The 1,141-nt window shown below is 46.7% G+C and carries 2 protein-coding genes; both read right to left on the minus strand.

Features of this window, described 5'->3' with window-relative positions; genetic code table 11:
• Window positions 1–407, minus strand: a 407-nt coding sequence (locus tag AAH187_RS12380; RefSeq protein WP_342348771.1) for a hypothetical protein, incomplete at its 3' end; no start/stop codon positions are given.
• Between the two features lie 35 nt (window positions 408–442).
• Window positions 443–1,030 (minus strand): phosphoribosyltransferase, encoded by a 588-nt coding sequence (locus AAH187_RS12385; RefSeq protein WP_342348772.1) that lies wholly within the window; start codon window positions 1,028–1,030, stop codon window positions 443–445.
• Between the last annotated feature and the right edge of the window lie 111 nt (window positions 1,031–1,141).

The following is a 1,141-nucleotide window of genomic DNA, read 5'->3' on the forward strand; positions in this document are numbered from 1 at the left end:
AATAGGGTTAATCCAACTCCTCTTTGGGACATGTCCGACAGAATTTCCATGCGGTCATCTATCATGGCGATGTCTTCCGCGCGATACCCGAGTTCTTCTTTGATGAGAGGTAAGATTAAACTTTTTTTGAGCCCCTTCAGTAAAGCCTGTGAGGTTTGTTTGTATTTTATGGCGCAAGCCCACAGTTCTTGTGCTGCATAGCAACGAACTATTTGAGTTGAATCTATCTGTAATAGTTTTAGTATTTGTTCCGCCTCAGCCCTGTGCCGATGGGTGAGTACGGCAATGGTCGCGCCGCTTTTCGTTAAACAATCACCGGCATCTATCCCTTGAAGGGGGAAAAGCGCCATGTCTGTTCCGGTGTGAGCATCATGGCTTCCGACGAGAACACCATCGAGATCAATCAATAATAACTTCTTTTTCCTTCTCTGCAAGACGTGCCTCACGCATGAGGTTGTGTGAGCCAGCGTTCATACTCATGTCGATAGGGACTATTTCTTGACCAGGGGAAATGTTGAACCCGTCGTCCGATAAACATGTCAGGGCATACGTAGTCTTGATTCGTCCCGTCGCCGTGATTGGACCATGCCAGGACTGCGGTCTTGATCGAACTGGCTCCTCCTGCGATGAGGATTTCTCTTGCTAAGATAAGGGTTTGACCTGTCTCGATCGCATCGTCAACAAGTAACACATGCTTTTGAAACACGTCTGGAGTCAGGTGTTGTGAAATCGGGGCTAAGGATGAAAACCGGTTCATCATATATTTGAGCGGAATGTTGAGGCCGGGGATTTGAAACCATGCGGAAGTCAGCGTCACCAATCCTGGAATTCTTGAAGCCTTTTCTTTAATTCGACTTCCTTTTCTTTGAATCAGTACTGTTTCCATGTGAAGATTGAGGGTTAAGGAGATCACTTTCGCCAGTAATAATCCACCGCCGGCGATGCCAACGACCATCTCAGGTTGTTCCGGTAATGTTGATACACGACGGGCAATCTCCCGGCTGAGGGCAAGAGCCTCATCCATGGTCATGAAAAACTTTTCCTGTGTTTTAGCAAATTTTGCTAAAAGGTCTGAGTCATTCACGATGGTGTCGTTTTGGGTAGGTTTCAATCTAAACGAGGGCATCTCTCAACTTTTCCA

This window comes from uncultured Nitrospira sp. (assembly GCA_902500695.1).
Taxonomy (GTDB): Bacteria; Nitrospirota; Nitrospiria; order Nitrospirales; family UBA8639; genus Nitrospira_E.

Coding starts and splice junctions, on each gene's coding strand:
- AAH187_RS12385 (WP_342348772.1), bottom strand. CDS start 1,030: ATGACCATGGATGAGGCTCTTGCCCTCAGCCGGGAGATTGCCCGTCGT.